Origin of the sequence: Mesorhizobium sp. ISC11, from assembly GCF_037162595.1 — a bacterium.
Classification (GTDB): domain Bacteria; phylum Pseudomonadota; class Alphaproteobacteria; order Rhizobiales; family Rhizobiaceae; genus Mesorhizobium; species Mesorhizobium ciceri.
Genome location: NZ_JAVSPW010000001.1, coordinates 1,448,963 through 1,473,690, shown reverse-complemented (window position 1 = coordinate 1,473,690; position 24,728 = coordinate 1,448,963). Strand labels below are relative to the sequence as shown.

Genomic DNA, 24,728 nt, shown 5'->3' with positions numbered 1-24,728 from the left:
ATCTTTGGTAACATCTCTCAGCCGACATCGCATGTCGGTCGGTCTCATCAGACCTTTTCCCGTTTGGCGAAGCGGCGTAGGGAAGGGCGGATGACACGGGATCGAACAGCATGACCGCACCGAAAGAACTCAGGGTTTCCAAGGACCGCAAACTTCTGTCCGTCACCTTTCCCGACCACCATCCGTTCGAACTGCCGGCGGAACTGCTGCGCGTCGCCTCGCCATCGGCCGAAGTGCAGGGCCATTCACCGGATCAGCGGGTGACGGTTCCCGGCAAGCGCAATGTGGCGATCCTGAAGATCGAACCGGTCGGCAACTACGCCGTCCGCATCACCTTCGACGATTTCCACGACACCGGCATCTTCACCTGGAATTACCTGCATACGCTCGGCCACGAGAAGGATGCGCGCTGGGAAGCCTATCTCGCGGAGCTTGCGGAAAAGGGATTGAGCCGGGACCGCTAGGGCATCGCTGTCGTGAAGATGTCATCGATCTGGGGTAGCGCCGGCAAAGGTTTGGAGGCGAAAACATGTCCGTCATCACCACGGTCGAGCAGCTCGAGGCACTCTATGGTATTCCAGGCGAGGCCTCGCTGGTCAAGGAACTCGACCACATCATTCCCGAATATGCTGCCTTCATCGAAGCCTCGCCCTTTGTCGCACTGGCGACCAGCGGACCGGAGGGGCTTGATTGCTCGCCGCGCGGCGATCTCGCCGGCTTCGTGCGCATCCATGATCCGAAAACGCTGATGATGCCGGACCGACGCGGCAACAACCGCGCCGATTCGCTGAAAAACATCATTCGCGACCCACGCGTCGGCCTGCTGTTCCTGGTGCCGGGCTCCGGCACGACGCTGCGCGTCAATGGCCGCGCCCACATCACAACGGATACAGCGCTGTGCGCGTCATTTGCGGTGGACGGCAAGGCGGCGCGATCGGTAACCGTCGTCGACATCGATGCGGTCTATTTCCAATGCGCCCGGGCCATCGTCCGCTCCGAGCTCTGGAACCCGGCAAGGCATGTCGAGCCGAAGTCGCTGCCGACGCCCGGACAGATCCTGGAAATCACCAGCCGCAAGAACATCGACGGCGAAACCTACGACAAGGAATGGCCGGAACGGGCGAAGAAGACGATGTGGTAGGGTTGGGCTGAAGGGCGCTCAAGCCTCATTCAGCACATCATAGATCTTGCGCATCTGCTCGCCGATCATGTCGCATTGCTCCGGCGTCGACTGGCTCATCGCCTTCTCGATCAGCGCCATATGCACTTTCAGCGCCTGCATCAGCAGCGCCTCGCCGGCCTCGGTGAGCGCGAGCCGCAGGATGCGCTTGTCCTTCTCGTCGCCTTCGCGGCGCAGCAGGCCACGCGCTTCCAGCTGCGGCAACAGCATGGTGATGTTGGAGCGGCCGACGAGCAGCTTGCGGGCAAGATCGTGCTGCGACATTCCGGGGTGGCGATAGAGGTTCATCAGCACGTCGAGCTGCGCCGGCTTCAAATCGAGCGGCGCAAGTTTCACCGCCAGCGTGCGCTCCAGCACATGGCAGGCGCGCGCCACCGCGACCCAGTTGCGGAAACGCGGGTTGTCCCAAGGCAGCTCTTGTTTATTGTTCATCTTTGAACTATTATGTTCATGCTTGAACGTATGGATGGATTCTCACTATGGCATCATTCGGGCTGAAGGTCATCCGGGGCGTGTTCGGTGCGGCAGAGCGTGTCGCGCCACGGCTCAGCGGACGCGCGGCGTTCGAATTGTTCTGCCGCACCCCGAATGTCAAGGCGCTCAGCGATGGCGAGCGCCGCGCTGTCGAGCGTGCGACGGGGTTCATGACCGAGGCGCGTCATCACCGGCTGAAGACCGCGACCGGCTGCGTCATGGTGCACGAGTTCCGGCCCGAGCCGGGCAGGGCGGCCGTCGGCACGGTGCTCGTCGTCCATGGCTGGCGCTCGCGCACCGAATATATGCGCGCCTTGATCGAAGGCTATCGCGCCGCCGGCTACAGGGTCGTTTCGCTCGACCTGCCTGGCCACGGCCAGTCGCAGGGCCGGCGCCTGAACATGGTCAATGCGGTGGATGCGGTGCGGGTTGCCGGCGAATGGTTCGGCCCGTTCGTGGCGGCGGTTGGCCATTCCTTCGGCGGCGCCGTCGCCGCCAATGCCATCGCCGGTTCGGTCAAGAACATCCCGCCGCTGGCGGCGGGACGCCTGGTGCTGATCGCGGCGCCAAGTTCCCTGCCGGCGATCTTTGCCGACTTCAGTCATATGTTGAATGTCGGCCCGCGCTCGCAAGCCGCCATGGCGGACCGGGTCGAGCATCTTTCCGGCCGGCCGCTGCACGAATTCACCGGCGACCGCCAGCTCGCCCAGGCACCGGTGCCGACCCTGGTCATCCACGCGCCGGACGACCGCGAAGTCTCGGCCGATCACGCAAGGCGCTATGCCGGTGCCGGCGGCCATGTGCGGCTCTACTGGGCCGACGGGCTTGGCCATCGCCGCATTCTTGCCGACAAGGGCGTGGTCGAACGCGCGGTCGGCTTCGTGACGCATCGCGAGCCATTGCTGCTGCATTGAGCGGCGGTCGAGATTATTTCTTCTTCTCGCCGGGTTCGACCGGCAGTCCGGCGGCCTTCCAGGCAGTGTAGCCGCCAAGGATGTGCTTGACCGGCGAAAGCCCCATATCCTGCGCCGTCTTTGTGGCCAGGGCAGAGCGCCAACCGCCGGCGCAGAAGAACACGAAGCTCTTTCCCGAGGCAAAGAACGGCTTGTGGTAAGGGCTTTCGGGGTCGATCCAGAATTCCAGCATGCCGCGCGTGACATGCTTGGCGCCCGGAATCCGGCCGTCGCGTTCCACTTCGCGTGGATCGCGCAGATCGACGAAGATGGTGTCTTCATCGTCGAGCAGCCCGGCCGCTTCCTCCGGCGAAACCACCTCGATCACGGCGTTCGCCTCGTCCAGCAGCTCGCGATAACCCTTTTTCACGCTCTCGTCCCTCCCGGCCTTGCTGGCGGATTTCGAGCACACCAGCCGGCGTTTGTCACGCCGCGTTGCCGCCGGCCAACGTCTGCCAGGCAGCCATGGCCCCGGCAACCGTCGCCAGCAGGGCATCGTGTGAGGCGCCGTCGCGTGCCTGGATCGACATGCCGTGCTGGACCGTGGCGAAAAAGGTCGCAGCGGCATTCGAATCGAAATCCGCCGGCAATTCGCCTTCAGCAATACCGCGCTCCAGACGTTTTTGCAGGGCGGTGTGGTTTTCGGCACGACGGCGGCGCAGATCGTCGCAGATGGCGCCGCGGCTCGAATCCTGATGCAGTGCGCCCAGCGTGATCAGGCAGCCCTGCGGGCGATCGCTCTGCGCATAGGCTTTCGCCGTCAGGCACAGGAATTGTTCGATCGCCTGCCGCGCGGTCGGAGCCTCGTCCAATGCCAGCCAGATGTCGGCACCCTCGGTGTGCGAGTAAAAATCCGTCGCCTCCAGGAACAGCGCCTCCTTGCTGCCGAAGGCAGCGTAGAGGCTGGGCGAGTTGATGCCCATGGCGGCGGTCAGCTCGCTCATCGATGCACCTTCGTAACCACGCGCCCAAAACACCTGCATCGCGCAACGCAGGGCCGCGGTTCGATCGAAGGTGCGGGGACGGCCTCGTTCCGACATGACGCTCTTTCTGTGTTGATCGATACATAATTCAGTTGACGCCAGCGGGCAAGGCTGACAGATATTTATGTATCGATCATTACATAAAAGGAGAATTCGATGTCTTCCAGCAGATTGAACGGCAAGGCCGCGCTCGTCACCGGCGGCAGTCGCGGCATCGGCGCGGCGATTGCGCGGAGGCTGGCGGCCGATGGCGCCAGCGTCGCGCTGACCTATGTGCATGGCGAGGAACAGGCCCGCGCTGTCGTCGCCGAGATCGAGGCCAAGGGCGGCCGCGCCATCGCGATCAAGGCCGACAACCGCGATGCGGTCGCCCTAGACAAGGCAGTCGATGACGCCGTAACCGCCTTTGGCCGGCTCGACATCCTGGTCAACAGCGCCGGCATCTGGCGCGCCGCCCCAATCGACACGCTGTCGCTCGCCGATTTCGACGAGACCATGGAGGTCAATCTCCGGGCCCCGTTCATCGCTTCCAAGGCCGCGGCCGCCCATATGGGTGAGGGCGGCAGCATCATCTCGATCGGCAGCAACCTTGCCGAGCGGGCGACCGACGGCAGCCTCACGGCCTATTCAGCCAGCAAGGCGGCGCTGGTCGGCCTGACCAAGGCGCTGGCGCGTGACCTCGGCCCGCGCGGCATCACCGCCAATGTCGTCCACCCCGGTTCGACCGACACCGACATGAACCCGGCCGACGGCCCGCATGCCGAGCATCAGCGCCGGAAGATGGCAACGCCGCGCTTCGGCAAGGCCGACGACATTGCCGGCATGGTCGCCTGGCTCGCAGGCCCGGAAGGCCGCTTCGTCACCGGCGCTGCCCTGACCATCGATGGCGGCGCCAACGCCTGATCCCGCGGGGATTTCCGGCTGGGGCGGAACCACCCTCCGCTCCAGCCGTCACGATCTTGTGAAACCGTTCTGCAACAGGCTTTCCAAAATTTATGAAAGCTTAACGAAATCGGTATGAATCAGTATAGTCGCGCCTTACATCCGCCATGCGGTGAGCGGGACGATCGAGCGTGCGGAACGGGAACCGGTTGCGGCCGGAGCGGGTGATTCATGAAATTCCTCGGAAACAAAGCAACCGTGATGCCGCTGATGGCAATCACGGCGACGCTGGCTTTCGGTGTACCCCAGGCAGGCGCGCAGGGGCTCTTCGACATGCTTTTCGGCGGCGGCGTCAGGCATGCGCCGAAAGGCGAGTTTCCGCCCCCGCCACCGAAGAACAAGCCAAAGCCGAAAGTGTCCGGTGGCGGCGGCGGCAATGTGAAGATCAGCAGCCCGTCCTACTACACCTACAAGGCCGACCGGCTGGTTCGCGTCGACTTCTCGGCATTGGCCGCGACGCCGGCGCCGGCGACACCGCAGGACGCCGCCTTCGTCCCGTCGGCTACGGGTGCCGCGTTTCGTGATGCGGTTGCCAGCTTGGGCGACTACGAACTCTTAGCCGAGCCCGACATCGCCAAGGCGCTGATCGCGTACTACTCGGCCAATCCGGATTTCATCTGGATAAGCGGAACCAGCCTCAACAGCCGTGCGCAGGATGCGGTGCGGGTGCTTGGCGAGGCTTCAAGCTATGGCCTCACGCCCGCCGACTATACGGTCGAAGTGCCCGCTGCCGGCGCATCGACGACCGATGCCAATGCGCAACTGAAAGAACTCGTCCGTTTCGAGATGGCGCTTTCGGCGCGTGTGCTGCGCTATGCCCACGACGCCCAGAACGGCCGCGTCGATCCCAACCGCATGACCGGCTATTATGATTTCCCGGCCAAGCCGCTCGATCTGCAAGGCGTGCTGAAAACGCTGGCTCATACCCAGCAGGTGCGCACCTATCTCGAATCGCGGCACCCGCAGAATGCGGAATACCAGGCGCTGCGCGTCGAACTGGAAGCGCTGCAGGCCAGTGCGGAAAACGAAATCGTCGTCGACCCCAAACTGCTGCTGAAGCCGGGCGAAACCAGCCCCGAACTGCCGAAGCTGCTGACCCTGATCGCGCGCAATCTCGATGACGAGATGGGCGGCGCCTATGGCGAGGTCCTGTCCAGGCTGGCCACCAGCGACGTCTATGATCCGGAACTGGTCCCGGTCATCAAGGCCGTGCAGCAGAAGGCAGGCATGAAGGGCGACGGCGTCATCGGCCCGCGCACCGTCGCGTCGCTGGCCGGGACATCCAAGGCCGACAAGCTGCTGAAGGTGGAAGTGGCGCTGGAGGAACTGCGCTGGCTGCCCTCCGATCTCGGCAGCCCGCGCGTCTTCATCAACCAGCCGGCCTTCACCGCGAGCTACATCGACAATGGCGAGGAAAAGCTCAAGACGCGTGTCGTCGTTGGCCGGACCACCAACCAGACCTCCTTCTTCTACGACCAGATCAAGCAGGTCGATTTCCATCCCTATTGGGGCGTGCCCCAGTCGATCATCGTCAACGAGATGCTGCCGAGATTGCGCAACGATCCGGGCTATCTCGACCGGTCCGGCTATGAGGTGACGGATTCGCGCGGCAAGCGCATTCCTTCGTCGGCGGTCAACTGGGGCGCCTATGGCTCGAACATCCCCTACAGCGTGCGCCAGCAGCCGAGCGAGGCCAACGCGCTGGGCGAGTTGAAGATCCTGTTCCCCAACAAGCATGCGATCTACATGCACGACACGCCGCAGAAATCGTTCTTCCAGCGCGATATGCGCGCGCTCAGCCATGGCTGCGTGCGGCTGCAGGACCCGCGCGGCATGGCGGCGGCGGTGCTTGGCACCTCCGTGGACTATATCGCCGAGAAGCTGAAGCACGGCCACGCGACCGAGAACGTGACCCGCACGATCCCGGTCTATGTCGCCTATTTCACCGCCTGGCCCGATCTGTCCGGCAAGGTCGAATATTTCGGCGACGTCTACGACCGCGACTCGCGGCTGAAGCAGGCCCTGGATGCCACGGAGGCGGTTCGCTCGCCTTCGAGTTGATTTAGCGCTCGAACAGTGGCCGTCGGAAGCCGGCGTCGCGCCCAGCGATCAGCCAATAGAGCAACCCGGCGACAAGGCCGGCAGCGGCAATGATGCCGATGTCGACCCAACGCTCCGGGTCCATGTCCTCCGGTGCGCTCGGCCAGATCAGGGCGAAGCCGCCGACTGCGGCGCCAGCGCCGAAAACCATGTGCAGCAGGACATTGCGCAACGAGAAGAACTCGGCGATCAGCGCGAAGATCAGCGTCTGCAACGCGGTCACCACGATCGTCAGGAAATAGACGAACATGCCGAGCGGCGGCACCAGCAGCACCGCGATCGGCGAAACGCCCATGACGTCGAAATAGTTGGGCGCATTGGGCAAGGAACTGAGCACGCCATAGATCACCGCCACGGCGATCAGGCCGACCAGCACCGATACGAAGTAGCCGGCCAACATCATCAATATGCGCTTCATCACGTGCTTTGCCGTCGCCATCCCCATCCCCATCCCCCAATGCGGCGCCCGGAGCTATTCCAGGAAATGACAGTCAGCCATCAAAGCACGACTGACGCAAGGGGAGGTGCCCGCGCCAGGGCATTCGCCGAAGTTGGCGCCGGGAGCCCGTGACGCAGCCGAGAACGAATTCGCGTCGGAACGTCCCTATTTCGGCTCCGCCGTCACGGGATCGTAGGTGATTTCGACCTTCGCCTTGTCCGCCGTGTAATAGGTGACGGTGTAGGCGCCGCTGTCCCAGTCGACCTCGTCCACATAGCGAAAGCCGTCGCGCTGCTCGACCTTGGCGATGATCTCCGACAGCTTCTTGGCATTGGGCGGCGGCAGCGGCTTGTCGTCCGCGGCCAAGGCCGGCGCGACGGCGAAAAGAACGGCGACGCTGGTCGCCAGCAGAAATCTGGACATGGCTTTCCCTCAAGTTTCGTCGGGGAGAAACTCGCTGGCGTACCGGTTTGTTCCGCGGGTGGAATGCGTGCCGATTCAGTCCACCGGTTTGCAGCTGCCCGAACGAGGGGCCGCTGCCCGCTTGACTTACGCGGCGCGTCGTTGAGCGGGGTGGAGACCTGAACGGGTTCGGCGAGGGTCGACGGCGGTCACGATGCTGTGGTGGTGATCGCAATAGACGCGATCCGCCGAAGTCGGCCCGGCACAAAAACGATAACCGCCGGGTACCGACCGGTCTTCGCTTACCGGGAAGCGGCACTGATAGACGCCTAGCTGAATGAGGGGGACGTCTTTCGAAATTGGTCTGACATTTTCAGGCATGGTTTTTCAGGTTCCTGGTTCATAGCCATTGCCGGCTGACGGCCGCTATGCGACCGCGTCAAGCGAGCTTCTCTCGTTTGGAGGGCTGTGGATCACCATATGGTGTCGATCGCAGCGTCAATGAAGGCCGAAACCCCGCTTTCGCAAGCCAATCCTTGCGACTTAAGGCCACACTGGCTGCTGGGCGGGCGAGCTACGGGAGCGAGTACATTTTGTCAGCAGACAGTGCGGTCGCGTCCCGGAGCATCTCTTCGAACCGTTGCGCCGGTGCTATGGTGTGCCTGCATGATCAGACAGCAGGGATATGAGGCATGCCCGAAATCACACGCCGTACACTTCTTGCGTTCACCGCCGTGGCCTCGGTTGTTGAACCGACGTTTGCCGAAGCGGAAGGGGCCTCACCCGAATTGCGGGCGCTGATCGGAGCCCATGAAGCCAGCTATGTCGGGCTTCACAGGGTTGTTCATCAAGCGGGCAGCAGCAGCCACGATCGCAAGAGGGCAGACCGGATTGAACAGGAAGCATTGCTTGCCATCTGCTCCTATCCTGCGATCAGCCGAGGCGACCGCCGGGCCAAGGCCGATTACCTGTTGACCGCCGAGGCTCGGGGCGAACTCGACCTGGAAGAGCACATGCAGGCCATCCTGCACGCGATGAAGCGCTGATCGCGGCTCGACCGGCGTAGGGCAGAGTTTGGCCCCATCGACAGGAGTTCATGCGCGGCGACTATCTCGCCGCCTTCCATTGCTGCGACTACGCATCTTTGGCTAACGGACGAAGCGGTCAGCGACCTGTCGGGCAAGTGGCGCTCGATGAAGCCCGGCCCATGGAGCAAGCCCGAGCGCTGAGCCGGAACAACGCTATACGGTCTTTTGCGCCGACGACCGCATCGAGGGTGTCGTTTTGGGATCGCGAACAGATGAAGGTCCGAAACGGCTCCGACGTCTGCCCGTTCCAGAGATATGCGAGCTACAGCAGCGCGTGGAATTCGCCCAGAAGAATTTTGGCGGGCAAGGGGCGGGGTGTAGTTGCTAGGCATTTTGGGGTGCGGCGTTCAGGAAGGCCGATGGTGGGCGATGCAGGGATTGAACCTGCGACCCCACCCGTGTGAAGGGTGTGCTCTCCCGCTGAGCTAATCGCCCGCTCGTTGCCCGAAGGCCAAGCGAGCCGCGATATAAGGGAGGCGGGTGCGGGAAGTCAAGGCGCTGTCCGGCGTTCTGACACGGATCGGTTTTGCTGTGCTTTGCGCCCTGTCTCCGGCCGCCTTCCAGTCAGTTTCCGGCGGCAGCAATCAGCTTTTGCGCCAGATCGAGCGTCAGGGCGTCGAAATGCGAAATCACCGCAGAAGGCTCGAACTCCCGCACATGGCGGTCGGTGTAGCCGAAATCGACCGCCACCACCGGAATGCCGGCGGCTTTCGCCGTGTCGATGTCGGTTTGCGAATCGCCGACCATCAGGGCGCGGTGAGGGTCGCCGCCGGCCAGCTTTATGGTCTCGATCAAATGGCGCGGGTCGGGTTTGCGGAAGGCGAACGTGTCCTGGCCGGCGATCGCCGCGAAATGTTTGGTCAGGCCGAGCGCCTCGATCAGCGCCAGCGAGTTGGCTTCGTATTTGTTGGTGCAGATGGCGAGGATATAGCCGGCCTCCTCGAAGCGCGCGATCGCCTCGACGACACCGGGGTAGGGGCGCGACTTGCCGGGGATGTTGAGCGTGTAGTGGTCGAGGAAAAGTTTCAGCAGCCGGTCGTGCTCCTCGACGGCAAGCGATCGCTGATGGGCGGCGTGCGCCCGCTCGATCATCACCCGGCCGCCGTGACCGACAAAACGCCTGAAGCCGGCTTCGTCGACCGCCGCGATCTCGCTGGCGGCCAGGCTGTGGTTCAGGCTGTCGAGCAGGTCCGGCGCTGTGTCGATCAGCGTACCGTCGAGGTCGAACACGATGATCGGTTGGGTCATGGTCTGTCCTGGGCAGGTGTGCAATGGGCAGGCGATAGCGGCTGCGGCGCGTCGAGGCAAGCGCTGGGCCGGCTCGTTCAGGCGGGGCCTGCTTATCAGGCCGGGCATTCGCAGCGGGCCCGTCCGATATGAAAAAACCCGCTTCGACGGCGGGTTGTTGGCGCAAATCAGCACCATAGGCAAAAATGTAGCATAGCTGCACTCACCCGTCAAGGAAATAATTCCTATACTGAGCATCACCTGGAGAAGCGCCGTCCAGGGCTTTGACCGGACCGGCAAAAATGCTACGAGCCCGGCAGCGAATTTCCGGGGCAATAACCGACATGGATGCAAGGCAGTTGAAGGTCGAAGCCGCGCGGGCAGCACTCGCCCATGTAAGCGACGGCATGCGGCTTGGCATCGGCACCGGCACCACGGCCGAGGAGTTCGTGCGGCTGCTTGCCGAAAAGGTTGCAACCGGCATGACCGTCATCGGCGTACCGACTTCGGAGCGCACCGCGTTGCTCTGCCGCGAGCTTGGCGTGCCGCTGTCGACGCTGGAGGAAACGCCAGAGCTGGATCTCACCGTCGACGGCGCCGACGAAGTCGACCCGGAACTGACCCTGGTCAAGGGCGGCGGCGGCGCGCTGCTGCGCGAGAAGATCGTCGCCGCGGCGTCCCAGCGCATGATCGTCATCGCCGACCGCTCCAAGATGGTCGAGACGCTCGGCCGTTTTCCCCTGCCGATCGAAGTCAATCCGTTCGGCCTGCGCGCCACTGAAATCGCGGTTGCCGCAGCGGCTGAAAAGCTCGGTCTTTCCGGACCGGTCACATTGAGGATGACGGGCGGGCAGGCTTTTGTTACAGACGGCGGCCATTTTATCCTCGATGCATCTTTTGGCCGCATTCCGGATACAAGAGCGCTTTCGAATGCTCTCCACGCCATTCCGGGCGTGGTCGAGCATGGTCTTTTCATCGGGCTGGCTTCAGCGGCCATCATCGCCGGCGGCGACGGTATCCAAACCGTCCATGCCGCCCGAAAACCAGGGAGTTCTACCGATCATGACGTTGCATAACCGGGTTCGCAGCCTTTCCGTCCTTCTGGCGGCCTCGGCCGTTTTCGCCTTCTCGTCGCCGGCGTTTTCGCAGGATGTCACGGAAGCGCACCTGAAGGCCGCCCGCGCGGCGGTCGCTGCGATCCACGCGACCGACCCGTTCGACAACATCCTGCCGCAGGCAGCCGCGGCGCTCGAATCGCAGCTGATCCAGAAGAACCCGGACATGCAGGAACTGATCGGCAAGACGATCAACGAGAAGGCTCTGGCGCTGGCCTCGCGCCGCGCCGACCTCGAGAAGGAAGCAGCACTCGCCTACGCGAAAGTGTTCTCCGAAAAGGAACTGACCGACATCGCCGCCTTCTACAATTCCGATTCGGGCAAGAAGCTGCTCGATAGCGGCCCGACGGTGACCCGCGAATTGGTCAAGGCAGCCGACATCTGGCAGAACGGCCTCGGCCGCGATCTCGCCCAGCAGGTCGGCGAAACGTTGGCCGCAGCCGCCAAGGCAAAGGCGCAGGCAGCACCTGCCGCGCCCGCCGACGGAGCCGCAGCTCCGGCCGATGGCGCAGCGCCCGCCGACGGCGCGGCCCCCGCGGACAACAACTGACCCGCATTTTCAAATGGCCTTGCGGCCTACTGCGAAAGCCCGGCCTGTCCGGGCTTTTCTTTTGCCGTTTTGCGGCCTACCTGTCTGACACATTTCTGAAGCCCGGGAGCCGCGTCATGGCCGGTTACGACTACGATCTTTTCGTCATCGGCGGCGGCTCGGGCGGGGTGAGGGCGGCGCGCGTCGCCGCGGCACTCGGCAAGCGTGTCGGCATCGCCGAGGAATACCGCTATGGCGGCACCTGCGTCATCCGCGGCTGCGTACCGAAAAAGCTCTACGTCTATGCCTCGCAATTTCCCGAGCACTTCGCCGACGCCGCCGGCTATGGCTGGACGGTGCCGGAAGCCAGTTTCGACTGGCAGACGCTGGTCGCCAACAAGGATCGCGAGATCAGCCGGCTGGAGGCGATCTACGTCAGGAACGTCGAGGGCGCCGGCGGCGAGACCTTCCACTCGCGCGCCATGATCGTCGATCCGCATGTCGTGCATCTCCTGGGTGAGGATCGCACCGTCACAGCAGACCAGATTCTGATTGCCACCGGCGGCCGCCCGGCGGCGCATCCGGCGCTGCCCGGCCACGAACATTGCATCTTTTCCAACGAGGCTTTCGACCTCAAGGAATTGCCCAGGGCGATCATGATCGAGGGCGGCGGTTACATCGCCGTCGAGTTCGCCAACATTTTTCACGGTCTCGGCGTCGACACCACGCTGGTCTATCGCGGCAAGGAGATCCTCAGCCGGTTCGACATGGACCTGCGGCGCATGCTGCACGAAACGATGGAAAAGAAGGGGATAAGGATCCTCTGCCATTCCGTGTCCGAATGGATCCGCAAGCGGCCGGACGGCCGGCTCGATGCGCTGGTCAGCGGTGGCGAGGTGCTGACCGTCGACCAGGTGATGCTGGCCATCGGCCGCATTCCCAACACCGAGAATATGGGCCTGGAAGGCATCGGACTGGAGATGACCAAGACCGGCGCCATCGCCGTCGACCAATATTCCCGCACCAATGTCGACAACATCTGGGCAATCGGCGACGTCACCAACCGCGTGCAGTTGACGCCGGTGGCAATCCATGAGGCGATGTGCTTCATCGAAACCGCCTTCAAGGGAAATCCGACCGCTCCCGATCACGAGACGATCGCGACCGCCGTCTTTTCACAGCCCGAGATCGGCACTGTCGGCCTGTCGGAGGACGACGCCGTCAAACGCTTTTCCGACATCGAGATCTACCGCGCCACATTCCGGCCGATGCGGCACACCCTGTCCGGGCGCGACGAGAAGATGCTGATAAAGCTGGTGGTCGATGGCGCGTCGAAGAAAGTGCTTGGCGCCCACATATTGGGGCCGGCCGCCGGCGAGATGGCGCAGCTTCTCGGCATCCCGCTGAAGGCCGGCCTGACCAAGGACGATTTCGACCGTACGATGGCCGTGCATCCGACAGCGGCGGAAGAACTGGTCACCATGTACAAGCCGACCTATCGCGTGAAGGACGGCGAGCGGGTCGATTGACGGCAAATCCTGGTTGAGGAACTCCGCCGCGGCAAGGTCATGCCACGGCGGAGATGGTTGCTACAGAAGCGTGCCGCGCAGGATCACCAGCGCCACCGAGAAATAGATCACCAGCCCGGTGACATCGACCAGCGTGGCAACGAACGGCGCCGATGCGCTGGCCGGGTCGAAGCCGATGCGCTTCAAGGCGAACGGCAGCATCGACCCCGACAGCGAACCGAAGGTGACGATGCCGACCAGTGCAGCACCCACCGTGGTGGCGATCAGCGGCCAGTGCGGGCCATAGTCGTAGAAGCCCATATACTGCCAGAGCGCGATGCGGCAGACGCCGACCACACCGAGCATGGCGCCCAGCACCAGGCCGGTGGGCAGCTCGCGCAGCGCCACCCGCCACCAATCGCCAAGGCCGATCTCGCGCAGCGCCAGCGCGCGGATGACCAGCGAGGTCGCCTGCGAGCCGGAATTGCCGCCGGAGCTCATGATCAGCGGGATGAACAGCGTCAGCACGATCGCCTTCTCCAGCTCGCCCTCATAGCTCTGCATGGCGTTAGCCGTCAGCATCTCCGAGATGAACAGCGCGCACAGCCAGCCGCCGCGTTTCCTGATCATGGCGAGGAAGCTCATCTTCATGTACGGCTCGTCCAGCGCCTCCATGCCGCCGAAACGGTGCACGTCCTCGGTCGTCTCCGCGATCATCGTGTCGATGATGTCGTCGATGGTGACGATGCCGAGGATCTTGCCATGGTCGACGACCGGAACGGCGAGCAGATCGTATTTGGAGATCGTCTGCGCCAGCGTTTCGCGATCGGTCAGCGGGCCGACCGTCACCGGAAGATGATCCGGCGCCACCGTCATGATCGAATCGTCCGGCTCACCGGTGATCAGCCGGCGCAGGCCCGTCGAGCGCACAAGCAGGTGCGTTTGCGGATCGACGATATAGATCGCATAGACGGTCTCGCGCGTCCGCTCCACCTTGCGGATGTAGTCGAGCGTTTGCCCGACGCTCCAGTCCGAGGGCACGCTGACGAACTCCGTCGTCATGATCGATGCGGCACTGCCTTCGGGATAGCCGAGGATGGAGAGCAGCGTTGCGCGCAGCGGCGGCGCAAGTCCGCCGAGCAGCTCGGAACGCGCCGGCTCGTCGAGCTCGCGCAAAATGTCGGCGGCACGGTCGACCGACATGGCGGTGAGCAGCTTGCCCGCCTTGGCGCGCGGCAGCGCCTCCATGAGTTCCGACGCGCCGTCGAGTTCCGGCTGATCGAAGATCTCGACCAGACGTTCGAACGTCACTTCACAGAGCAGTTCCGTCGCGGTCTCTCGAGGCTCCCTGTTCAGGGCCTCGACAATGTCGGCGACGTGATCGTTGGCTAGGATACGGGCAATCGCGACGGCCTCGTCGCTTGCCACCGTGATAAATTCGTTCATGGCTCACTCCTTGCCGTCCGGCAGGACATGAACCATGTGAGGTCACGTCAGGGCGGACGGCTGTTGCGTTCGACTGTGACTGTCGCCAGGCATGGCGCGGTGACCTTTCCGCTTGCGGGTTCGCATTTTTACTATCTGCAAGCGGGCGCAACATAGGAGCGCGCCTTGCCGTGTCAATCGCGGTGAGGAGGGAAAATGCCGACGAGCGGCCGAGATCGCGAGACTGTGATCACCGGCCGCCGTTCGACCAGGCAGACCGGGGTGGAATAACCGTTATTTCTGCTTCAGCCGGCGCGAGAAGCGCAGCCACTTGTCTTCGACCGGCCTTGGGACCGGCCTTTGCTGCACGAGAATGGTGGTGAGTTCGGCGGGCAGGGTCGGAACCAGCGGCTTCTTGGTGGCGACGCCGTCGGCGATCGCGACGATGCTGTGATAGAATTCGCTGCCCGTCATCGATCTCGGCGCCACCGCCTCGTGCATGACGGAGATCACCGTGACATCGGGGCAGTTGTCCTTGATGGCCTGGTGGAAGGCGACCTTGCCATCGGGGTCGAGCGCGCCGGTCGCCTCGTCGAGGAACAGCAATCCCGGCTGCTGCAGCACGATGCGAGCCACCACCAGCTTCTGTTTCTGGCCGCCCGACAGAACCTGGTCCCAGCTTTTGCCTTCGCGGCTTTCGTCGGCCATGTGCTCGATGAAGTCGCCGAGCCCCGCCTTGTGCAGCGCCGACGCCACCTGCGCATCGCCATGGTCGTGCTCGGAGCCGGGCAGGCAGACCAGTTGCTTCAGCGACACAGGCTGCAGCTTGACCTCCTGGGCGGCATAGAAACTCTTGACGCCCTCTGGGAAGACGATGGTGCCGCGGCCATAGGGCCACAGGCCGTTGATCGCCTTGATCAGCGAGGTCTTGCCGCAACCGGACTCGCCTTTCAGGAAAGTCCATTCGCCGCGCCGGAAGCGCAGATTGGCGGCGCTGAGAAAGGGCGTCGCGTCCTCGCCCTGATGCGCCAGTTCGAGCTTCTGGATGGTCAGGCCGAAAACCGGGTTCTGGCTGGCATAGTGGAAGTCGGAGCGGCCGGTCTGGCTGTAGAATTCCTGCGGATGCTGGACATTCTCGATCGCATTGGCCAGCTCGGTGACACGCTGGCTGTTGGCGCGCAACGTGGCGATGGCGGGCATGACGTGGATGAACCACGAACACTGGCCGATCAGCGAATTGACCAGTTCGGAGCCGGTTATGTAGCCCTTGAGGTCGAGACCGTTGTGGATGAACGGCACCAGGCCCGGTCCGTAGGCGACAATGCGGGCACCGATGAAATTGTAGATCAGCTCGAACGACATGTAGACGGTGTTAACGATGTTCAGCCGCGTCCAGGTGCCGTCGATGTCGACATAAAGCCGGCCATGCATGGTCCTTTGCACGCCTTCGCCCTGAGACGCCGCGACATGGAAGGAGCGGCGCAGGAATGTCGTCAGCTCGCCGCGATAGCTGCCCTCGGCCTGCTGCATCCTGACGTTGAGGCGCTCGAGCAGGCCGCCGAGCTTGACCGCGATCCAAGTGTTCAGCGGCACGTAGGTGGCGACGGCCAGGAAGGCGAGGATGGCGCTGCCATAGCTGCCGAGGAATTCCAGCCCCTTCACCTCGACGGAGTTTTCGAGCAGCTTCTGCCCGACGAAATAGAGCGATGTGGCAACGCCAAGCACGCCCATGGCGAGCCCGATGGCGCCACCGGTCATGTCCTTGATGGATTCCTGGACGCGCTGGTCGATGTTGTCGGGGGCCGGTGCGCCGCTGCCGGTCGACGCGTGCTGGGCATGGAAATGCGTATGATTGCCGTCCAGCAGCGCTTCATTGAAGCGGCTGTCCAGCCAACCGCGCCATTTGCGGTGCAACGTCGCCGAGACAAGGTTGCGGATGCCGGTGAAGCCAGCGTCCTTGAGTACGACCAGCAGCACGAGGACGCCGGCATTGACCAAAAGCGAGCGAAGCGGCGTGGTGTTGGCGGCGTCATGGAAGAAGGCGATGGAATTGACCAGTTCGCCCGAGGCTTCAGCGAACCAGACACCGGCCTTGCTGGACAACGCCGTGAGCAGCGCGATCACCAGCGTCAGCGTCCAGGCTTCCTTCCAGCGGTCGGAAACCCAGTAGGCCCGCATCAGGCCCCAGAAGCTGCGCATCGACGACACCGGCGTCAGAAGCGATCGCCCTGCGGCATCGCGAGGTGTTTTTTCCGGTACTGACTCTTGCGATGGTCTACCGACCCGAATCACTATCCCGCCCAAACCTTTTTTCTTTTGTTACGGATGGTAACACCAATTGATCATTTTCCATTAATTTAAAACCGGGCCGACCGGATTGCCCCGACAGCCGTTGCCGTGAGGCAACAGATTACATGCTGAAATATAGCGACAACGGTCGACAAAAATCCGGATATTGCTTTTAATTTCATGTGCTTGATATATCGAGGCGTGGCGTTGGCGCGGCTTCCCCTAGGGAAGGCTTTCACACGGTTTCGTGAACTCGAAACCGTATCGAGCGACCGGTTTTCTTACTGTGGACGGCTCAAAGAGCTCGAAAATCTGCGGCTCGTGACACGCCAGGATTGCCGTGGTCGTCCCTGCCGGGGGCAGGAATTGACGGGAGAATCGATCGAGCGGCGCGTTCCGTCTTGTCGGGTCAGACAAGCGACTGCGTTTGACAATTCATCCGCTTGGAATTGAACCTTGCCCGGCATCGGCGACACTCATGCATGTCCGGTTCTTCAACAAGGAAGCTCCCAATGCTTGCACGCGCGGCCGCAATCCTGTCCCTCTTTGCCTTTGTACCTTTGGCGCATGCCGGCGAGCAAAGCATTCCGGCCAGCGCCGAGGGCCAGATCGAGTTCAACACGCCGTCCGGCAACATCGGCTGCATCTACACGCCCAAAGGCGGCACCGGCACCTATGAGCCGAGGGATGGCGGCCCGGAACTGAGCTGCTCGCGCGTCGAGCCGAGCTACCTTACGATTATCCTGGGTCCGAAGGGGCCAGCAACGCTGATCAAGAACCCAGGCGAGCAGGGCTGCTGCAGCGATGTCGATAAGCTTGGCTACGGCAACAGCTGGAGCGCCGGGCCGTTCTCGTGCCAGTCGTCAACCAAGGGACTGACCTGCACGGCCACGAACGGCCATGGATTTTTCATCAGCAAGGCCAAGGCGACGGCGAAGTAACGTCTGCCGCTGTCGCGGAGAGGAGAGGCCGGCCGGCCTCAGCCGGCCTTGTCCAGTTCGCCGCGCGCCTTGGCGGCCGCCACCTGGCGAATGGCATCGGCCAGCGTATCGGCATCCTGCGCGCCCATGACGGCGTATTTGTCCTCGAGCAGGAAGCACGGCACGCCAGAAATGCCCATGCGCGACGCGGTGGCGATCTCGGTGCGCACCGCCTCGACATCGGCCTCGGTCGGCAAAAGCGAGGCGACCACGGACGCATCCATGCCGGCCTCGCGCGCCGCCTCGACCAGCACGGCATGATCGCCAATGTTGGCGCCTTCCTCGAAATTCAGCTGGAACAGCCGCCGTACAAGCCTGTTCTGAATGGCTTCGCCGGCGGCCCCTGCCCAGCGGATCAGCCGGTGCGCATCCAGCGTATTCGGCGCCACTTTGATGGCGTCGAAGGCAAAGGAAATGTCTTCCGCTTCGCCCAGCGGCTCGATGCGGTCGTGAATCTCGCGGATACGCTCGTCGCTGCCGAATTTTGCCAGCATGTATTCGCGCCGGTCCTTGCCTTCAGGCGGAATGGTCGGATCGAGCTGGAACGGCCGCCAGCGGACATGCACGTCGACATCGCCGACGGCGGCGATTGCCCTGTCGAGCCGCTTCTGGCCGATGAAGCACCAGGGGCAGACGACATCGGACACCACATCGACGGTGATGGCGTTCAATTCGCTCATCTCGATCTCCTGATCCCTCAGTTGGGTTTGCGCCACCATGTTGGCAGTTGATACCCGAATATGGGCGTCTTTTGCGGATGTTCCAGGTAGTTCCAGTAGGCGATCCATTGCTGCGTGTTGTACTGCATCGGCACCATGTAGTTGCCGGAGATCAGCAGCCGGTCGAGAACGCGAACGGCGGCAACATAATCCTCCTTGGAACGGGCGCGCAGCATCGCCTCGATTGCCGCGTCCACAGCCGGGTCGGCGACGCCGGCGAGATTGAACGAGCCTTCCGTCCGGGCGGCAGTCGAACTCCAGCGCCCGCTCTGCTCGATGCCGGGTGACAACGAATTGTTGAAGCCGCTCGATCCGACCAAGACCTCGAAATCGAAGCGCTGCTTGCGCGACTGGATCTGATCGCCGTCGAGGCTGCGAATGGTGAGATTGATGCCGATCTTCTCCAGCGTGCGCTGATAGATGCCGGCAAGGCGCTCCTCGTCCTGCGAAGCGGTCAGGATCTCAAAGCCGAAGGGTTTGCCTTCGGGATCGAGCATCGTTCCATTCTGCACGTGGTAGCCGACACTTTTCAAAAGATCGAAAGCTGCCTTCAAGACGCGCCGATCCTGGCCCGATCCGTCGGTCACCGGCGGCCGCCATGTGCCGTCCATGACATCGGCCGGCACGCGGCCGGGGTAGGGCGCCAGAAGCGCTTTCTCCCTGTCGTCGGCCGGATGGCCGAGCGCGGAAAGCTCGGAATTCTGCCAGTAACTCATCGTGCGCGTGTATTTGCCGCCGAACAGGTTCTTGTTGGCCCATTCGAAGTCGTAGAGCATGCCGAGCGCGCGCCGCACGACCGGGTTGGCGAATTTCGGCAACCGCGTGTTGAACAGGAAACCGGTCACCACCGGCGGAATGCCGGTGTCGAAGGTTTCGGCGATCACGTCGCCCTTGTGGAAGGCCGGAAAATCGAGATCGCGCTCGCGCTTCACCGGATCGCTGTCGTCATCGATGGCGCAGAGGCCTTTCTTGAACGCTTCGAGCTTGGCGTTGGCGTTGAGGAAATACTCGATGGTGATCTGGTCGTAATTGTCGAAACCGCGCTTGGCGGGGACATCCTTGCCCCAATAGTCCGGGTTGCGCTTGAAGACGATGCGCTGGCCTGGCTGCACCTGCGCGATCGTATACGGACCGCTGCCGATCACCGGCTTGAGCGTCGTCCTGTCGAAAGTCTCCTTGTCGAAGGCGTGCTTCGGGATGATCGGGGTCAGCGCGATGATCAGCGGGAATTCGCGATCGGCCTTGTCGTTGAAGGTGAAGCGCACGCTGTGGTCGCCGGTCTTTTCGAGCTTGGCGACCCTGGCCATGCGGTCGCTGTAAGGCGGGCGGCCTTTGTCGGTGTAGACATCATAACTGAACAGCACGTCCTCCGGCATCACCGGCTGACCGTCCGACCATTTGGCCCTCGGATTGAGATGGAACTCGATGCTCTTGCGCTCCGGATCCATGTCGGCGCTGTCGGCCAACAAACCGTAGAGCGTGAAAGCCTCGTCGGCATTGCGCTGCATCAACGGCTCGAAGACCAGATTGCCGAAGATCGTATCCATCATGCCGCGCGCCGTGGTGCGCAGGCTCTTGAGGATGAAAGGGTTGAGATTGTCGAAGCTGCCGACGACGCAATAGGTGATCGAGCCACCCTTCGGCGCGTCGGGATTGACGTAGTTGAAATGCGTATAGTCGGGCGGCAGCGCCGGCTCGCCCTGCATGGCGATGGCGTGCTTCGGCTCCGAGGCGGCCGGCTGATGCGAAAGGGCGAGAAACGATATCGCGGTGATCAGCCAAACAAGAACGCGGCCCATGACCGTCTCCTTACTGGGCGGCTTGATGATTCGGACTGCACCCTAGCATGGCGCCACCGCGCTCCGGCCAGATACATCAGCCCAAATCGCACGGCCCAAATCGCACGGCCAAGAATCGCAGGCGCCGGGCTGGATTCGGCCTCGCTTGCAGTGTAACACGCCCTCCGAAGTCATTCTGTTGCCTCATTTCGGCAACAGGTAGCTGGACCACACGGCACGAAGAAGCCGGTCCCGGGATCATTTGAGAGGAAGTGCACGACATGACGAGCCTGAACAGCAACGCGTACCGCCTGTCGGTCATGGCCGCTGGCGTGGTCGGCTTTCTCGGCGCAGGGCTTCCCGCCGCTTCCGCACAGCAGCAGCAGCAGATTCCGCAAGGCTGGTTCAAGGCCTGCACCAAGCAGGAAGACGTCGACATCTGCAACGTCCAGAACATCACCACTGCCGGCAATGGCCAGCTGGTCACCGGCGTCAGCCTGATCGAGCTCAAGGGCAAGGTGAACCGCAAGGTGTTCCAGGTGACGGTTCCGACCGGCCGTCTGGTGCCTCCCGGCATCGGCCTGCAGATCGACACCGGCAAGGCGCAGAAGCTCGACTATGTGATCTGCTTCCCGGATCGTTGCGTGGCCGAAGTGCCGCTGACCGATCAGCTCGTCGCGGCATTCAAGAAAGGCCAGGCGATCACGCTGACTTCCGTCAATTTCCAGAACCAGCCCAATCCGATCAAGATCGCCCTGCAGGGCTTCAGCGGCGCCTATGACGGCCCGGCGCTGCAGCAGTCGGACATCGAGGACAGGCAGAAGAAGCTTCAGGACTTCGTCGCCAAGAACAACCAGGATTTCGCCAAGAAGCTCAAGGAAGAGCAGGACAAGGCGAAGACCGCCAACTGATCGGCCGATATCGCCGAGCCAACAAAAAAGCGGGGTTCATGCCCCGCTTTTTTTGTGATTGTCTTCCAGTAGGCTAATGCGTGGACTGCCGTTTCGGCTGGTAGCCGCCGTCCGGCCTCTTGTCGAACATCTCTTTGATCTGCGGATGCCGGACCGGCTCACCCGACTGATCCTCAAGCAGATTCTGCTCGGAGACGTAGGCGATGTATTCGGTCTCCGAATTCTCGGCGAGCAGATGATAGAAAGGCTGATCCTTGCGCGGCCGCACGTCGGCGGGGATGGCTTCGTACCATTCGTCGGTGTTGGCGAATTGCGGATCGACATCGAAAATGATGCCCCTGAATGGAAACAGCCGGTGGCGAACCACCTGTCCGATTGCGAATTTGGCTGTTTTCATCGTACTCACCACTGAATTCCTTGAGCTTATTTGGCGCAGACCGCGCATCAATTCAATCCCGAGGCGCTTGACGCCCTATTAAGCAACGGGCTAGCCCGGCGCCAGGGTTTCGGACCAGCATAAAAATGTCTGACGTCATCGGTCTTGTTCTTCCGTTCTTCGGCTTGATTTTTGTCGGGTTTCTGGTGGCGCGCATCACCAGGCAGCCGCTGGAGGCGCTCGGCTGGATGAACACGTTCATCGTCTATGTCGCGCTGCCGGCACTTTTCTTCCAACTGCTTGCCAAGACGCCGTTCGAAGACCTGACGGAATGGCGCTTCATCTTCGGCTCGGTCGTCTCGACCTTCATGATATTTTCCTTGATGTTCATGGGGTCGGTCCTGACCTCGCGCGGCGAGATAGCGCAATCGACAATCAAGGCGCTCGCGGCCGCCTATGGCAATATCGGCTATATGGGACCGGGCCTGGCATTGCTGGCCTTCGGCGAGGAGGCGGCTGTGCCGGTCGCCTTGATCTTCTGTTTCGAGAACATCATGCATTTCGCCATCGCGCCCATGATGATGGCGCTGTCGGGCGACGAGAAGACCACTCCTCTCCGGCTTGCGCTGGGTGTGGTGCGCAAGATCGTGCTGCACCCGTTCATCATCGCAACCGCCCTGGGTGTCGGCGCCGCCTATATCGGCTTTCGACCGCCCGTGCCGGTGGAGCGATTTCTAGAATATCTTTCCCGTGCGGCCGCACCTTGCGCGCTGTTTGCCATGGGCGTCACGCTGGCGCTCAGGCCACTCAATCGCGTCCCGCATGAGATGGTTCCGATCGCGGCGCTGAAGTTGATCCTGCACCCGTTGCTCTGTTATGTCGTGCTGAGCTGGATCGGCAATTTCTCTGAGACATGGGTCTTCTCGGCGGTGCTTCTGGCCGCATTGCCGACCGCCACGAACGTCTTCGTCATCGCCCAGCAGTATGGCGTCTGGGTACAGCGAGCGTCGGCCAGTGTGCTGATCACAACCTGCCTGTCGGTCGTGACCGTTACCGGGCTGCTCTACCTGATCCGGCACAATATCCTAGCGCCGGACCTGTTTCCCTAACCCGCCGGCAAGCGCGGCAAAACCGCTGCCGGGACGAAGCCCCTCGCGCATGAAAAAAGCCCGAAGCGGCGCGAAGCCTCCGAGCACGCCGAGCCCGGCAACGCGGGCCATCTGCGCCGGCAGCATGTCGGAAAGCAGCGACATGTTGAGCAGGTTGACCGCGCTGCTGCGCGCCAGAATGTCGGGGCGGCGCTTGAAATCGTAGGCTGCAAGCGCCTTGGCTGCGCCCGGATCGGATCGATTTTCACAAGCGATTCCAATTAGATCGTCGACGTCTCTGATGCCGAGGTTGAGGCCTTGCGCACCGATCGGCGGAAACACATGGGCGGCTTCGCCGACCAGCGCCACCCGATCCCTTGCGAAACGCAGCGGCGTCACCGCCGATAGCGGGTAGATCTGCCGGCCCGGCTCGACAGCCACCCGGCCCAGCATCGACTGCATCTGCTGTTCGACCCGCTGAGAAAGTGTCGCATCGTCCAGCGCGGCGAGCTCGGTCGCGGTCTCGGGCTTGACCACCCAGACCAGGCTGGAGCGATTGCCGGGCAGCGGGACCTGCGTGAACGGACCGGTCTCGGTGTGGAATTCCGTCGAGGTGAAGGCGTGGTCGCCGCTATGGCCGAAATTGAGGACGAGAGCTGCCTGCGGGTAGGACCGGGCCGAGGTCGAGATGCCGGCCGCCTGGCGCGCCGGTGACAAGCGTCCGTCAGCGGCGACCGCCAGCGATGCGTCAACCGAGCTGCCGTCGGCGAGGCCGGCACGAACATGCTCGGCATCGAGATGCCAGTTCGCCACCATCGACCTCAGCCAGTCGATGCCGGCGTGCGCGGCAACGGCGCTGGCGAGTGCCGGGGTGAGGACGCTGTTGGGAAGGTTCAGCCCGAATTCATCCTCGTCGATCTCGCTGGCGCGGAAGGTGACGACCGGGCTGCGGATCAGCCGGCTGGTGGCGTCGACGATGCGCATCACCTTCAAAGGCGCCGCCTTGGATATGACGGCTTCGAGCACGCCGAGCCGGTCGAGCACTTTCAAGGCAGGGTTCATCAGGGCCGTTGTGCGACCATCGGGGGCGGTGGCCTCCGGCCCGACCAGTGTCACCAGGAAACCTTCGGCGGCAAAACCCAGTGCCGCGATCAGCCCTGCCGGCCCCGTGCCGGCAACCAGTATCCGCGCAGTTTGCTGATGCTCCAAGATCGGCTTCCGGCTTGCAATGCGAGGCGGTCCACCCGACCTGCCGTTCGATCAGCATATAGGTCAGATCATGCCGCTTGATCAACGCGGCGATTCGGCCCATTCGGATGTCATGACCGGCCAGCAGGACGACTTCAGCCATCTCGACCGCGCCGGCCGCGCCATGGCCGGCATCGCGCGCAATCCCCGGGTCACGGTAAACGTCGTTGTCGGCGCTTGCATCCTGCTTGCATGGCTGTCTCTTGCGGCGATGGCAATCCGCGGGGCTGAAACAGGGATTGCGGGCGTCGGCGCCCCTGGCGACACGATCCTTCGCAGCCTGCCGCAACTGCCGCTGCCCTATTTCCTGGAACGGTTCTTTGTGCTGTGCCTCTCACCGGTGCCTTTGGACGCAGGTCTCGGCTTGCGGGCCGGCGCGCTCGTTTCGATGTGGTTCCTGATGGCGATCGCGACGATGCTGCCTTCGGCGGCGCCGATGATACGCACCTATTGCGAGATCGCTGACACGGCACGCATCAAGGGCGAACCGGTCGTTCACCCGCTGCTGCTGGTCGCCGGCTATCTCAGCGTCTGGCTCGCCGCTTCAATTGCGTTCGCGGCGCTGACCTTGGCCGTCCATGCATTCGCTTCGTCAGCCGGGATGCTCGATCCGGTCATCGGCATTGCCGGTGCGCTCGCTCTGCTGATTGCCGGCCTCTACCAGTTCAGCGGCCTGAAGGAAGCTTGCCTTAAGAAATGCAAGAACCCGTTCTCGATCCTTTTCGCGAGCTGGAGCGCAAGGCCCCTTAACATCTTTCGGCTCGGTGTCGCGCAAGGTCTGTGGTGTCTGGGCTGCTGCTGGGCCTTGATGCTGGTGATGTTCGCCGTTGGCGTCATGAACGTTTTCTGGATGGCGTTGATCAGCCTGTTCACCCTGATCGAAAAACAAACGGCCAGCAGGGTTCCAACCCGGCTGGCCGGTGCGATACTGCTTGTCTGGGCAGCCGCGCTGCTAGTAGTCTCGCTGTGAGTGG

General features: G+C 62.9%; 26 protein-coding genes and 1 tRNA gene. 13 read left to right on the top strand and 14 right to left on the bottom strand.

All coding sequences use genetic code 11. From position 1 onward, the window contains the following. Window positions 1–110: 110 nt before the first annotated feature. A complete protein-coding gene (locus RPF88_RS07475; protein WP_013531698.1) occupies window positions 111–464 on the top strand; it encodes a gamma-butyrobetaine hydroxylase-like domain-containing protein in 354 nt (117 codons plus the stop codon). Window positions 465–529: 65 nt separating this feature from the next. Beyond that, window positions 530–1,141, top strand: a complete 612-nt coding sequence (locus RPF88_RS07470; protein ID WP_024503300.1) for a pyridoxamine 5'-phosphate oxidase family protein — start codon at window positions 530–532, stop codon at window positions 1,139–1,141. Between the two features lie 18 nt (window positions 1,142–1,159). Here RPF88_RS07470 and RPF88_RS07465 read toward each other — a convergent pair whose 3' ends face one another. After that, the gene (locus RPF88_RS07465) at window positions 1,160–1,612 is read right to left on the bottom strand and encodes a MarR family winged helix-turn-helix transcriptional regulator (protein WP_013531696.1); all 453 of its coding nucleotides are present in this window, start codon (window positions 1,610–1,612) and stop codon (window positions 1,160–1,162) included. Between the two features lie 47 nt (window positions 1,613–1,659). Here RPF88_RS07465 and RPF88_RS07460 point away from each other — a divergent pair, with 47 nt between their 5' ends. After that, window positions 1,660–2,568: an alpha/beta hydrolase gene (locus RPF88_RS07460; RefSeq protein WP_337122077.1), complete on the top strand. Its 909-nt coding sequence runs from the start codon at window positions 1,660–1,662 to the stop codon at window positions 2,566–2,568. Between the two features lie 13 nt (window positions 2,569–2,581). Here RPF88_RS07460 and RPF88_RS07455 read toward each other — a convergent pair whose 3' ends face one another. Together RPF88_RS07455 and RPF88_RS07450 are read right to left on the bottom strand one after the other, a co-directional pair. Then, entirely contained in the window at window positions 2,582–2,977 is a 396-nt protein-coding gene (locus RPF88_RS07455; protein WP_013531694.1) for a rhodanese-like domain-containing protein, read from the bottom strand. Window positions 2,978–3,032: 55 nt separating this feature from the next. Further along, the gene (locus tag RPF88_RS07450) at window positions 3,033–3,647 is read right to left on the bottom strand and encodes a TetR/AcrR family transcriptional regulator (protein ID WP_337122076.1); all 615 of its coding nucleotides are present in this window, start codon (window positions 3,645–3,647) and stop codon (window positions 3,033–3,035) included. Window positions 3,648–3,746: 99 nt separating this feature from the next. Between RPF88_RS07450 and RPF88_RS07445 the strand changes: the two genes are divergently transcribed. Next, window positions 3,747–4,493: a 3-oxoacyl-ACP reductase family protein gene (locus RPF88_RS07445; RefSeq protein ID WP_013531692.1), complete on the top strand. Its 747-nt coding sequence runs from the start codon at window positions 3,747–3,749 to the stop codon at window positions 4,491–4,493. A 210-nt stretch (window positions 4,494–4,703) separates the two neighbouring features. After that, window positions 4,704–6,593 (top strand): L,D-transpeptidase family protein, encoded by a 1,890-nt coding sequence (locus RPF88_RS07440; protein WP_337122075.1) that lies wholly within the window; start codon window positions 4,704–4,706, stop codon window positions 6,591–6,593. 1 nt (window position 6,594) lies between these two features. Here the strand turns inward: RPF88_RS07440 and RPF88_RS07435 are convergent, their stop codons facing one another. The 3 genes from RPF88_RS07435 to RPF88_RS33305 form a co-directional block, all read right to left on the bottom strand. Continuing rightward, entirely contained in the window at window positions 6,595–7,077 is a 483-nt protein-coding gene (locus RPF88_RS07435) for a hypothetical protein (protein ID WP_063167997.1), read from the bottom strand. Window positions 7,078–7,236: 159 nt separating this feature from the next. Beyond that, complete coding sequence (locus RPF88_RS07430; protein ID WP_013531689.1) at window positions 7,237–7,494, bottom strand: PepSY domain-containing protein; 258 nt, start codon at window positions 7,492–7,494, stop codon at window positions 7,237–7,239. Window positions 7,495–7,620: 126 nt separating this feature from the next. Next, window positions 7,621–7,854: a GcrA family cell cycle regulator gene (locus RPF88_RS33305; protein ID WP_127224137.1), complete on the bottom strand. Its 234-nt coding sequence runs from the start codon at window positions 7,852–7,854 to the stop codon at window positions 7,621–7,623. A gap of 311 nt (window positions 7,855–8,165) precedes the next feature. Here RPF88_RS33305 and RPF88_RS07425 point away from each other — a divergent pair, with 311 nt between their 5' ends. Continuing rightward, on the top strand, window positions 8,166–8,519 hold the full coding sequence (locus RPF88_RS07425) for a hypothetical protein (protein WP_013531688.1): 354 nt from the start codon (window positions 8,166–8,168) through the stop codon (window positions 8,517–8,519). Between the two features lie 402 nt (window positions 8,520–8,921). Here RPF88_RS07425 and RPF88_RS07420 read toward each other — a convergent pair. Both RPF88_RS07420 and RPF88_RS07415 read right to left on the bottom strand, forming a co-directional pair. Continuing rightward, window positions 8,922–8,996, bottom strand: a tRNA-Val gene (locus RPF88_RS07420). Between the two features lie 129 nt (window positions 8,997–9,125). Beyond that, window positions 9,126–9,809, bottom strand: a complete 684-nt coding sequence (locus RPF88_RS07415; protein ID WP_337122074.1) for a phosphoglycolate phosphatase — start codon at window positions 9,807–9,809, stop codon at window positions 9,126–9,128. A gap of 323 nt (window positions 9,810–10,132) precedes the next feature. Here RPF88_RS07415 and rpiA point away from each other — a divergent pair, with 323 nt between their 5' ends. The 3 genes from rpiA to gor all read left to right on the top strand — a co-directional run bounded on the left by rpiA (window position 10,133) and on the right by gor (window position 12,961). Next, a complete protein-coding gene (gene rpiA / locus RPF88_RS07410) occupies window positions 10,133–10,864 on the top strand; it encodes a ribose-5-phosphate isomerase RpiA (protein ID WP_027036598.1) in 732 nt (243 codons plus the stop codon). Next, entirely contained in the window at window positions 10,851–11,453 is a 603-nt protein-coding gene (locus RPF88_RS07405) for a DUF2059 domain-containing protein (protein WP_013531665.1), read from the top strand. The genes rpiA and RPF88_RS07405 overlap by 14 nt, the downstream gene beginning before the upstream one ends. 116 nt (window positions 11,454–11,569) lie before the next feature. After that, a complete protein-coding gene (gene gor / locus RPF88_RS07400; protein ID WP_337122073.1) occupies window positions 11,570–12,961 on the top strand; it encodes a glutathione-disulfide reductase in 1,392 nt (463 codons plus the stop codon). 60 nt (window positions 12,962–13,021) lie between these two features. On the opposite strand, the gene mgtE is transcribed toward gor, so the two are convergent. Both mgtE and RPF88_RS07390 read right to left on the bottom strand, forming a co-directional pair. Beyond that, entirely contained in the window at window positions 13,022–14,386 is a 1,365-nt protein-coding gene (gene mgtE / locus RPF88_RS07395; protein WP_337122072.1) for a magnesium transporter, read from the bottom strand. A 273-nt stretch (window positions 14,387–14,659) separates the two neighbouring features. Next, a complete protein-coding gene (locus tag RPF88_RS07390; RefSeq protein ID WP_337122071.1) occupies window positions 14,660–16,564 on the bottom strand; it encodes an ABC transporter ATP-binding protein/permease in 1,905 nt (634 codons plus the stop codon). A 602-nt stretch (window positions 16,565–17,166) separates the two neighbouring features. Here RPF88_RS07390 and RPF88_RS07385 point away from each other — a divergent pair. Further along, entirely contained in the window at window positions 17,167–17,595 is a 429-nt protein-coding gene (locus RPF88_RS07385) for a hypothetical protein (protein ID WP_024503284.1), read from the top strand. 38 nt (window positions 17,596–17,633) lie between these two features. On the opposite strand, the gene RPF88_RS07380 is transcribed toward RPF88_RS07385, so the two are convergent. Both RPF88_RS07380 and RPF88_RS07375 read right to left on the bottom strand, forming a co-directional pair. Next, window positions 17,634–18,314, bottom strand: a complete 681-nt coding sequence (locus RPF88_RS07380) for a DsbA family oxidoreductase (protein WP_013531660.1) — start codon at window positions 18,312–18,314, stop codon at window positions 17,634–17,636. 17 nt (window positions 18,315–18,331) lie between these two features. Then, window positions 18,332–20,152 carry an extracellular solute-binding protein gene (locus tag RPF88_RS07375; protein WP_013531659.1) on the bottom strand — a complete coding sequence of 607 codons (1,821 nt, stop codon included), beginning with the start codon at window positions 20,150–20,152 and terminating at the stop codon, window positions 18,332–18,334. Between the two features lie 260 nt (window positions 20,153–20,412). Between RPF88_RS07375 and RPF88_RS07370 the strand changes: the two genes are divergently transcribed. After that, window positions 20,413–21,042 carry an invasion associated locus B family protein gene (locus RPF88_RS07370; protein WP_013531658.1) on the top strand — a complete coding sequence of 210 codons (630 nt, stop codon included), beginning with the start codon at window positions 20,413–20,415 and terminating at the stop codon, window positions 21,040–21,042. Between the two features lie 73 nt (window positions 21,043–21,115). Here RPF88_RS07370 and hspQ read toward each other — a convergent pair whose 3' ends face one another. Continuing rightward, window positions 21,116–21,439, bottom strand: coding sequence for a heat shock protein HspQ (gene hspQ, locus RPF88_RS07365; protein ID WP_027161605.1), 324 nt, complete (start codon window positions 21,437–21,439; stop codon window positions 21,116–21,118). A gap of 125 nt (window positions 21,440–21,564) precedes the next feature. Here hspQ and RPF88_RS07360 point away from each other — a divergent pair, with 125 nt between their 5' ends. Continuing rightward, entirely contained in the window at window positions 21,565–22,527 is a 963-nt protein-coding gene (locus RPF88_RS07360) for an AEC family transporter (protein WP_013531656.1), read from the top strand. Here RPF88_RS07360 and RPF88_RS07355 read toward each other — a convergent pair. After that, complete coding sequence (locus RPF88_RS07355; protein ID WP_013531655.1) at window positions 22,504–23,715, bottom strand: UbiH/UbiF family hydroxylase; 1,212 nt, start codon at window positions 23,713–23,715, stop codon at window positions 22,504–22,506. The two genes, RPF88_RS07360 and RPF88_RS07355, sit on opposite strands and share 24 nt — an antisense overlap. A 70-nt stretch (window positions 23,716–23,785) precedes the next feature. Between RPF88_RS07355 and RPF88_RS07350 the strand changes: the two genes are divergently transcribed. After that, the gene (locus RPF88_RS07350) at window positions 23,786–24,724 is read left to right on the top strand and encodes a DUF2182 domain-containing protein (RefSeq protein ID WP_013531654.1); all 939 of its coding nucleotides are present in this window, start codon (window positions 23,786–23,788) and stop codon (window positions 24,722–24,724) included. Window positions 24,725–24,728: the final 4 nt, after the last annotated feature.

Bases quoted from the DNA above. Each gene is read 5' to 3' on its own strand.
- RPF88_RS07475 (WP_013531698.1), top strand. From the start codon at position 111: ATGACCGCACCGAAAGAACTCAGGGTTTCCAAGGACCGCAAACTTCTG.
- RPF88_RS07470 (WP_024503300.1), top strand. From the start codon at position 530: ATGTCCGTCATCACCACGGTCGAGCAGCTCGAGGCACTCTATGGTATT.
- RPF88_RS07465 (WP_013531696.1), bottom strand. From the start codon at position 1,612: ATGAACAATAAACAAGAGCTGCCTTGGGACAACCCGCGTTTCCGCAAC.
- RPF88_RS07460 (WP_337122077.1), top strand. From the start codon at position 1,660: ATGGCATCATTCGGGCTGAAGGTCATCCGGGGCGTGTTCGGTGCGGCA.
- RPF88_RS07450 (WP_337122076.1), bottom strand. From the start codon at position 3,647: ATGTCGGAACGAGGCCGTCCCCGCACCTTCGATCGAACCGCGGCCCTG.
- RPF88_RS07445 (WP_013531692.1), top strand. From the start codon at position 3,747: ATGTCTTCCAGCAGATTGAACGGCAAGGCCGCGCTCGTCACCGGCGGC.
- RPF88_RS07440 (WP_337122075.1), top strand. From the start codon at position 4,704: ATGAAATTCCTCGGAAACAAAGCAACCGTGATGCCGCTGATGGCAATC.
- RPF88_RS07435 (WP_063167997.1), bottom strand. From the start codon at position 7,077: ATGGGGATGGCGACGGCAAAGCACGTGATGAAGCGCATATTGATGATG.
- RPF88_RS07430 (WP_013531689.1), bottom strand. From the start codon at position 7,494: ATGTCCAGATTTCTGCTGGCGACCAGCGTCGCCGTTCTTTTCGCCGTC.
- RPF88_RS33305 (WP_127224137.1), bottom strand. From the start codon at position 7,854: ATGCCTGAAAATGTCAGACCAATTTCGAAAGACGTCCCCCTCATTCAG.
- RPF88_RS07425 (WP_013531688.1), top strand. From the start codon at position 8,166: ATGCCCGAAATCACACGCCGTACACTTCTTGCGTTCACCGCCGTGGCC.
- RPF88_RS07415 (WP_337122074.1), bottom strand. From the start codon at position 9,809: ATGACCCAACCGATCATCGTGTTCGACCTCGACGGTACGCTGATCGAC.
- rpiA (WP_027036598.1), top strand. From the start codon at position 10,133: ATGGATGCAAGGCAGTTGAAGGTCGAAGCCGCGCGGGCAGCACTCGCC.
- RPF88_RS07405 (WP_013531665.1), top strand. From the start codon at position 10,851: ATGACGTTGCATAACCGGGTTCGCAGCCTTTCCGTCCTTCTGGCGGCC.
- gor (WP_337122073.1), top strand. From the start codon at position 11,570: ATGGCCGGTTACGACTACGATCTTTTCGTCATCGGCGGCGGCTCGGGC.
- mgtE (WP_337122072.1), bottom strand. From the start codon at position 14,386: ATGAACGAATTTATCACGGTGGCAAGCGACGAGGCCGTCGCGATTGCC.
- RPF88_RS07390 (WP_337122071.1), bottom strand. From the start codon at position 16,564: ATGCGCAGCTTCTGGGGCCTGATGCGGGCCTACTGGGTTTCCGACCGC.
- RPF88_RS07385 (WP_024503284.1), top strand. From the start codon at position 17,167: ATGCTTGCACGCGCGGCCGCAATCCTGTCCCTCTTTGCCTTTGTACCT.
- RPF88_RS07380 (WP_013531660.1), bottom strand. From the start codon at position 18,314: ATGAGCGAATTGAACGCCATCACCGTCGATGTGGTGTCCGATGTCGTC.
- RPF88_RS07375 (WP_013531659.1), bottom strand. From the start codon at position 20,152: ATGGGCCGCGTTCTTGTTTGGCTGATCACCGCGATATCGTTTCTCGCC.
- RPF88_RS07370 (WP_013531658.1), top strand. From the start codon at position 20,413: ATGACGAGCCTGAACAGCAACGCGTACCGCCTGTCGGTCATGGCCGCT.
- hspQ (WP_027161605.1), bottom strand. From the start codon at position 21,439: ATGAAAACAGCCAAATTCGCAATCGGACAGGTGGTTCGCCACCGGCTG.
- RPF88_RS07360 (WP_013531656.1), top strand. From the start codon at position 21,565: ATGTCTGACGTCATCGGTCTTGTTCTTCCGTTCTTCGGCTTGATTTTT.
- RPF88_RS07350 (WP_013531654.1), top strand. From the start codon at position 23,786: ATGCCGCTTGATCAACGCGGCGATTCGGCCCATTCGGATGTCATGACC.